Raw genomic sequence first — 6653 nt, 5'->3', positions numbered from 1 at the left:
GCCGCGGCGGGCGCCCTGCTCATCGCCTCCGGCGGGGCCCGCGGCGTCTTCGAGGGCGACGACTGGGCGCTCGACATCATGGGCGGATTCGCTACCGACGGCGCCTCCGAGTTGGTGCGCAACGCGGACCTCATTGTCGGATTCGGCGTGGCTCTCAACCACTGGACCACGCGCGGCGGCACGCTGACCGCCGACGCCACCCTCGTTCAGGTCGACGACCGCGCCGAGGCGATCGGCAAGCACCGCCTCGTCGACCTCGGCATCATCGGCGACGCCGCCGCCGTCGCCCATGCGACGAGAGCGGCTCTGCTGTCGGCCGGGCCCGCCCGCGTCGGCTACCGCACGCCGGAGGTACGCGACCGAGTGACCCGCGTCCGGTACTGGTCGGACCAGCCGGTCGAACCGGTCAGTGAGCACGGCTTCGCCGACCCGGCCACCCTAACCAACGCACTCGATGCGATGCTCCCGATGGAGCGCGTCGTGGTCGTCGACGGCGGCAACGTCAACTGCTATCCGGGCGCCCACCTCCGGGTCCCCGACGACCAGGGGTACGTCCTGCCACTGTCGTTCCAGGCCATCGGCCTCGGACTGGCGAGCGCCATCGGCGCGGGGGTCGCCCGTCCGGACCGGATGCCGGTGCTCGGTGTCGGCGACGGGGCGCTCCTCATGGCGGCGGCCGAGCTCGACACCGTCGTGCGCCTGGGGCTCGGCATGCTCATCGTCGTCTACAACGACAGCGCCTACGGCGCGGAGGTCCACCTGTTCCCCGACGCGACCGCCCAAGAGCAGGAGATCGTCCGCTTCCCCGACACCGACATCGCCGCGATCGCGCGTGGCTACGGCTGCGACGCGATCACCGTCCGGTCGCTGGACGATCTCGGAGGGATCTCGGCGTGGCTCGACTCCGCGCGCGACCGCGCCCTGGTGATCGACGCCAAGATCACCGGGCGTCCCTCCTGGCTCATGGCCCGGGACCACGAACCCGCCCCCGAGTAGCCCACCGCGAAGAACGAACAAAGGGAGTTCACGATGATCCACAGCACTGAATCCCGTCCCCGCAGCCCCCGGCTCGCCGCCGCGGGGCTCGCCGCGGCACTCGTTCTCGCCGGATGTGCGGGGGACCCGGAAGGCGACCCGACCGGCGGCGGCAACACCGACGCCGACGTCATCCGGGTCGCCTACCTGGCCACCGGTTCCTCGCTGCCGCTCTTCGCCACCGCGGAGAAATACGCCGAGGAGGTCGGGCTCAACCTGGAGATGGTGGAGGTCACCAGCGGCAACGAGTCGATCACCGGCGTCGCGACGGGGCAATACGAGATCGGCTTCGCCGGCATCGGCTCGGCCGCCTACAACGCGTTCGACGAGGGGCTGCCCGTGAGCTACGTCGCGCCGATGCACGCCGGCTACATCGAGGACTACTTCATCATCTCGTCCCAGCTGGCGTCCAACGCCGAGGAGGCCGCCGCGCTCGCAGAGGACATGTCCCACCTCGCTGGCGAGACGTTCGCCGCGAACGCGCCCGGGGTCGTGACCGAGGCGCTGCTCGGCTTCGCCCTCGAACGGGTCGGACTGTCGATGTCCGAAATCACGCTCGAGCACATCCCGTTCCCTGACCAGGTGCCCGCACTCGCGAACGGCGCCATCGCCGGGGGCATCCTGTCGGAGCCGTTCCCGACGCAGGCGGAGAACAGCGGTGCTGGCTTCCGGCCATGGGAGACACCTGACACCGAGCCGTTGCCGTTCACCGGCATCATCTACAACACCGACTGGGCCGAGGAGAACCCGCAACTCGCGGAGGACTTCATGCGGGCGTACACGATGACTGCGGAGGACCTCGCCGAGAACGGCTGGAACACCGACGAAATGCTTGATCTCGTGGTGGAGTACACAGGCGCCGACCCCGCGGCCATCGCGGCGTCGCGGCAGCACCACATCCCCGCTGACCTGAGCGTCGACTTCGAGACGCTGCTGCGGTATCAGGAGTTCTTCATGGAGCAGGGGTCGCTCAACTACGAAGAGATCATTCCGGAGGAAGAGATCTGGGACTTCACCTGGCGCGACGCGGTCCTCGGGAACTGACCCGGAGAGGTAGGGGCCGTGAGCGGTGAGGTGAAGGTTCGGTTAACCGATGTTGCGAAGCGGTTCCCCGGCAAGCAGGAGGTGAGCGCGCTCGAGGACGTGTCGTTGGAGATCGCCGACGCCGAGTTCGTGTCGATCGTCGGTCCGTCCGGATGCGGCAAGTCGACCCTCCTGCGGCTGGTCGCCGACCTGTACAAACCGACATCGGGCACGGTGGAGATCCGCACCTCGAAGCCCGGACGGCCGAAGACCGCCATGGTGTTCCAGGATCATGCGCTGTTCCCCTGGCTGTCGGTCCGCGAGAACGTCATGTTCGGCCCGCGCAACCGTGACGTGCCCAAGAAGGAGGCGGCCGCCGTCGCCGAGGAGCAGTTGGCTCGCCTCGGCCTGGCACGCTTCGCGGACTTCTACCCTCACCAGCTCTCCGGCGGAATGAAGCAGCGCGTCGGAATTGCCCGCGCGCTCGCCCAAGACGCCGAGATCCTGCTGATGGACGAACCGCTCGGCGCCCTCGATGCGCAGACGAGGACGCTGCTCCAGGAGCAGATCCTCGAGCTGCGCCTCGAAGCGCGCCCGACGGTGCTGTACGTCACGCACGCGATCGATGAGGCGGTCTTCCTCTCCGATCGCGTCGCGCTGATGTCGGCGCGCCCGGGTCGCATCCGGGAAATCGTCGAGCTGGATTTCCCGTCGCCGCGCGGCCCCGAACTGCGCGGCACCCCGGAGTTCGCGGCCCTCGCGCAGGGCATCTGGGAGCACCTGCGGGTCGAGGTCCAGGCGGCGATGGCGGTGGATGAGCGGTGAACCTCCGTGTCCTCCGCGAGAAGGGGGCGCTCGTCGTCGGGCCGGTGCTCATCCTCGGGGCATGGGAGCTCTTGAGCCGGGCGGAGATCATCCGCTCGACGTTCTTCCCGCCGCCGACGGAGATCATCGCGCGCGGCGTGATCGTGTTCGATGTCGAGTCGGGCCTGGGCGGGGACATCGTTGCGACGGTCCTCCGCGTGCTCGTCACGATCGTCCTGGCGATCCTGATCGGCGTCTCGGTCGGGATCGCGATCACCGCCTCCCGGTGGACGGAGCGCGGCACGAGCACCGTGCTCGCGTTCCTGTACCCGATTCCGGGGGTGCTGTTCTTCCCGTTTCTCACCTTCCTGCTCGGGCGCACCGAGACGGCGATCCTGCTCACGGCGCTCGTGACACCACTCGTGGTCATGGTCTTGTACACGGTCGCCGGGGTGCGGAGCATCGACCACACCCTCCTGGAGGCGGCAGATAACTACGGCTCGCGGGGCGCGCGCCGGTTCTTCCGAGTCCTGGTGCCCGGCGCGCTGCCGTCGATCGTCACCGGCATTCGCCTCTCGCTGGGGTTCGGGTTGATCTCGGTCATCGCCATCGAGATGGTCGGCTCCGGTACCGGGCTGGGACAGTTCCTCTGGTCGAACTGGCAGATCCTCCGGGTCACCGACATGTACGTGGCGCTGCTGTGCATCGCCGTGCTGGGCCTGCTGAGTTCGGTCGGGTTCGATGCGCTCGCCGACCGGCTCCTGCCGTGGCGGCGCGGCCTGCGGGGGATCCGATGAACGCGGCCGTGCTGCGCTTGGCGCAGGCATGGGCCATTCCGGTCGCGGTCCTCATCCTGTGGGAGTCCACGACTCGGCTCGGCCTACTCGATCCGCGGTTCTTCGTGCCCCCGAGCGACATCGTCGTCTTGATGGTCGGCGAGTTCCTGCACGGGCGCCTCGCCCTGGACATCGTGCTCACGTTGCAGCGGTTGGCGACCGCGTTCGCGGTCGCGGCAGTGGCCGGCGTCGTCATCGGCGTCGCGTCCGGGCGGTGGCGCATCGTCGAACTGCTCATCCGCCCGTTGACGGATACGCTCTACCCGCTGCCGAAGATCGCGGTGCTCCCGCTGTTCATCATCATCGTCGGCCGCGGGGAGATCGCCTACATCCTGACTGCGTTCGCCACTGCGTTCTTTCAGATCATCATCAGCACGCGGGGGAGCGTCCGGGATGTCGACACCGAGCTGCTCGAAGCGGGACGCAACTTCGGCGCCACCGGGTGGCGCTTCTTCATCCGGCTGTTGTTCCCGGCGATCGCGCCGCCGCTGCTGAACGGGCTGCGGCTCGGGATGGCGACCTGCCTCATCACCCTCATCGCAGCAGAGTTCGTCGCCGCCGAATACGGTATCGGTGCCATGATCCGCCGCGCCGGCCAGCAGTTCGAGGTCGGCGAAGTCTATGCCGGCCTCGCCCTCACCGGGCTGCTCGGGTTGCTGATCAATCTGGTGTTCCGGGTCGCGACGCTGCTGCTGCTGCCCTGGGAGCGGCGCGGCGAGCAGGCCCCCTCGGCAGTCGCGGGGTGATTGGGACCGCGCCTAGCCGGTGGGTTTAGCGGGGCGCGGCGGACCTGCGGGATCCGATCGCCGCGCGGCTCGACGGTCAGGGAGGCGACCTCTTCCAGCTGCGGGTTGCAGGTGCTCGCCGTCGTGCACCACGCCCTTTCCCACCGGAACTTCAGGCCGTCGTCGGACTCCTCGAGGGTGGCCAGGTTGTTGCCGAACCACGGCCGCTCGAGCCCTTTCCACCTCAACGGCGGCTGCGGGACCTTCGCGCCGTGCGCCACCAGCACCCCGACAGGGGCGGCCACCCCATAGGACAACGCCGCGGTGAAAGGTCGGAGGAACCGCGGCAGCGGATTGCGCACCGGGGAGCACACGTCCTGGACGATGCGGCTGCCCGAGGACCGCTGCACCTCGGACACGTAGGAGAAGTGGACGTCGCCGGAGAGGAAGGTGACGGTCTCCGGGGACGGTCCCCGTCCGAGGTTCCACTATCGGTGCGGGCTCACCAGGACGCCGGTGAGACGGACGAATGGGTCCAGGCCGTTTCGACCAAGTGTCAGCGGGCGTGGGAATTACTGGCCTTGGTGATCCCACCCCAGGGGACAGACTATGGGGCAGAACCGATGAACCGTCTTGATATTCGATTGAAGAAAGTCCTGGACGCGGTGGTTGCGGCCACGCTGCACGGCACTACCGCCGGCGGCACCGCGACCGTGAGCGAAGCCGTCCGCCGGCTGCCGCTGGAAGGCGCCGAAGCCGATCTGCTGTCCGGCGGGCCGGTGCCATAGACGCCGTCGGTAATCCGCGCCGCACCGTACACGGGCCCTGCTTTTCCTGCAGGTGGCAGCCCCAGGCGGAGGTCGCGCAGATGCGGCTCGACTCCGCCTCCGGCCTGTGGAGCCTCACCGTGGAACTGCCCGCCGGCTTCTACAAGTTCAAGGCCGCGCTGAACCGGTCCTCGGTGGAAACTACGGCGCGTACGGCATCCCGAACGGACCGGATCACGAACTGCACCACGACGGCGGGGCGGTAACCTTCCGCTACGATCACCGGACCCACAACGTCACGCTGGTCTAACCGGCGCGCTCAGCGGACGGTGACCCGGCCGGCGTCGACGTCCCAGCGGGTGTCCAGCCGGACGTTTTCCAGCAGCCGGCGGTCATGCGAGACCAGCAGCAGCGTGCCGTCGTAGCCGTCCAGCGCCTGCTCCAGCTGTTCGATGGCGGGCAGGTCCAAGTGGTTGGTGGGTTCGTCGAGGACCAGCAGGTTCACGCCGCGGGCCTGCAGCAGGGCGAGGGCGGCCCGGGTGCGCTCGCCGGGGGAGAGGGCGCCGACCGTGCTGGACACCTGGTCGGCCTTGAGCCCGAACTTTGCCAGCAGCGTGCGGACCTCGGCCTGGCTGTAGTCCGGTACCAGTGCCTCGAAGGCGGCACCGAGCGGCCGGTCCTCCGCGAGCTGGCCGCGCGCCTGGTCGATCTCGCCGATGGCGACGCTGGCACCCAGCCCGGCGCCGCCGTCGTCGGGCTGCTGGTGTCCCAGCAGGAGGCGCAGCAGGGTGGACTTGCCCGCGCCGTTGGGGCCCGTGATGCCGATGCGCTCGCCGGCGTTGACCTGGAGCGAGACCGGGCCGAGCGTGAAGGCGTCGCGGCGCACGGTGGCCTGGTTCAAGGTGGCGACCACCGAGCTGGAGCGCGGGGCGGCGCCGATGCTGAACTGCAGCTGCCACTCCTTGCGGGGCTCCTCCACCTCGTCCAGCCGGGCGATTCGGGATTCCATCTGCCGCACCTTCTGCGCCTGCTTTTCGGAGGACTCCGTGCTGGCCTTGCGGCGGATCTTGTCGTTGTCCGGATTCTTCTTCATGGCGTTCCGGACGCCCTGGGAACTCCACTCGCGCTGGGTCCGGGCCCGGGACACGAGGTCCGCCTTCTTCTCCGCGAACTCGTCGTACGCGTCGCGGGCGTGGCGGCGTGCCACGGCCCGCTCTTCCAGGAAGGCGTCGTAGCCGCCGTCGTACACCGCCACCTTGTTCTGGGCCAGGTCCAACTCCACCACGGTGGTCACGCAGCGGGCCAGGAACTCGCGGTCGTGGGAGACGAGCACCGCGCCGCCGCGCAGGCCCTGCACGAACGACTCCAGCCGGGCCAGCCCGGCCAGGTCCAGATCGTTGGTGGGCTCGTCCAGCAGGACCACGTCGAACCGGCTCAGCAGCAGGGCCGCCAGGGCGGCGCGT

At 69.2% G+C, this 6653-nt stretch carries 8 protein-coding genes; 7 read left to right on the top strand and 1 reads right to left on the bottom strand.

Annotated features, from left to right (window positions below; translation table 11 throughout):
• The 7 genes from AC5RV2_RS13190 to AC5RV2_RS13160 all read left to right on the top strand — a co-directional run.
• Window positions 1–996 (top strand): thiamine pyrophosphate-dependent enzyme (locus AC5RV2_RS13190; RefSeq protein ID WP_494092703.1); only part of this gene is annotated, 996 nt, incomplete at its 5' end.
• A gap of 33 nt (window positions 997–1029) precedes the next feature.
• Window positions 1030–2079 carry an ABC transporter substrate-binding protein gene (locus AC5RV2_RS13185; RefSeq protein ID WP_494092702.1) on the top strand — a complete coding sequence of 350 codons (1050 nt, stop codon included), beginning with the start codon at window positions 1030–1032 and terminating at the stop codon, window positions 2077–2079.
• 18 nt (window positions 2080–2097) lie between these two features.
• On the top strand, window positions 2098–2883 hold the full coding sequence (locus tag AC5RV2_RS13180; protein WP_494092701.1) for an ABC transporter ATP-binding protein: 786 nt from the start codon (window positions 2098–2100) through the stop codon (window positions 2881–2883).
• The gene (locus AC5RV2_RS13175; RefSeq protein WP_494092700.1) at window positions 2880–3659 is read left to right on the top strand and encodes an ABC transporter permease; all 780 of its coding nucleotides are present in this window, start codon (window positions 2880–2882) and stop codon (window positions 3657–3659) included. Before AC5RV2_RS13180 ends, AC5RV2_RS13175 begins: the two co-directional genes overlap by 4 nt.
• On the top strand, window positions 3656–4444 hold the full coding sequence (locus tag AC5RV2_RS13170) for an ABC transporter permease (RefSeq protein ID WP_494092699.1): 789 nt from the start codon (window positions 3656–3658) through the stop codon (window positions 4442–4444). The genes AC5RV2_RS13175 and AC5RV2_RS13170 overlap by 4 nt, the downstream gene beginning before the upstream one ends.
• A 602-nt stretch (window positions 4445–5046) precedes the next feature.
• Complete coding sequence (locus AC5RV2_RS13165; protein ID WP_494092698.1) at window positions 5047–5211, top strand: hypothetical protein; 165 nt, start codon at window positions 5047–5049, stop codon at window positions 5209–5211.
• An 80-nt stretch (window positions 5212–5291) separates the two neighbouring features.
• A complete protein-coding gene (locus AC5RV2_RS13160; RefSeq protein ID WP_494092697.1) occupies window positions 5292–5456 on the top strand; it encodes a hypothetical protein in 165 nt (54 codons plus the stop codon).
• A 53-nt stretch (window positions 5457–5509) separates the two neighbouring features.
• Here AC5RV2_RS13160 and AC5RV2_RS13155 read toward each other — a convergent pair.
• A partial coding sequence (locus tag AC5RV2_RS13155) for an ABC-F family ATP-binding cassette domain-containing protein (protein ID WP_494092696.1) occupies window positions 5510–6653 on the bottom strand: 1144 nt, incomplete at its 5' end.

This window comes from Arthrobacter sp. Y3225116, from assembly GCF_059091245.1.
The sequence above is the reverse complement of the archived record's forward strand: the minus strand, read 5'-3'. Positions and strand labels throughout refer to the sequence as shown.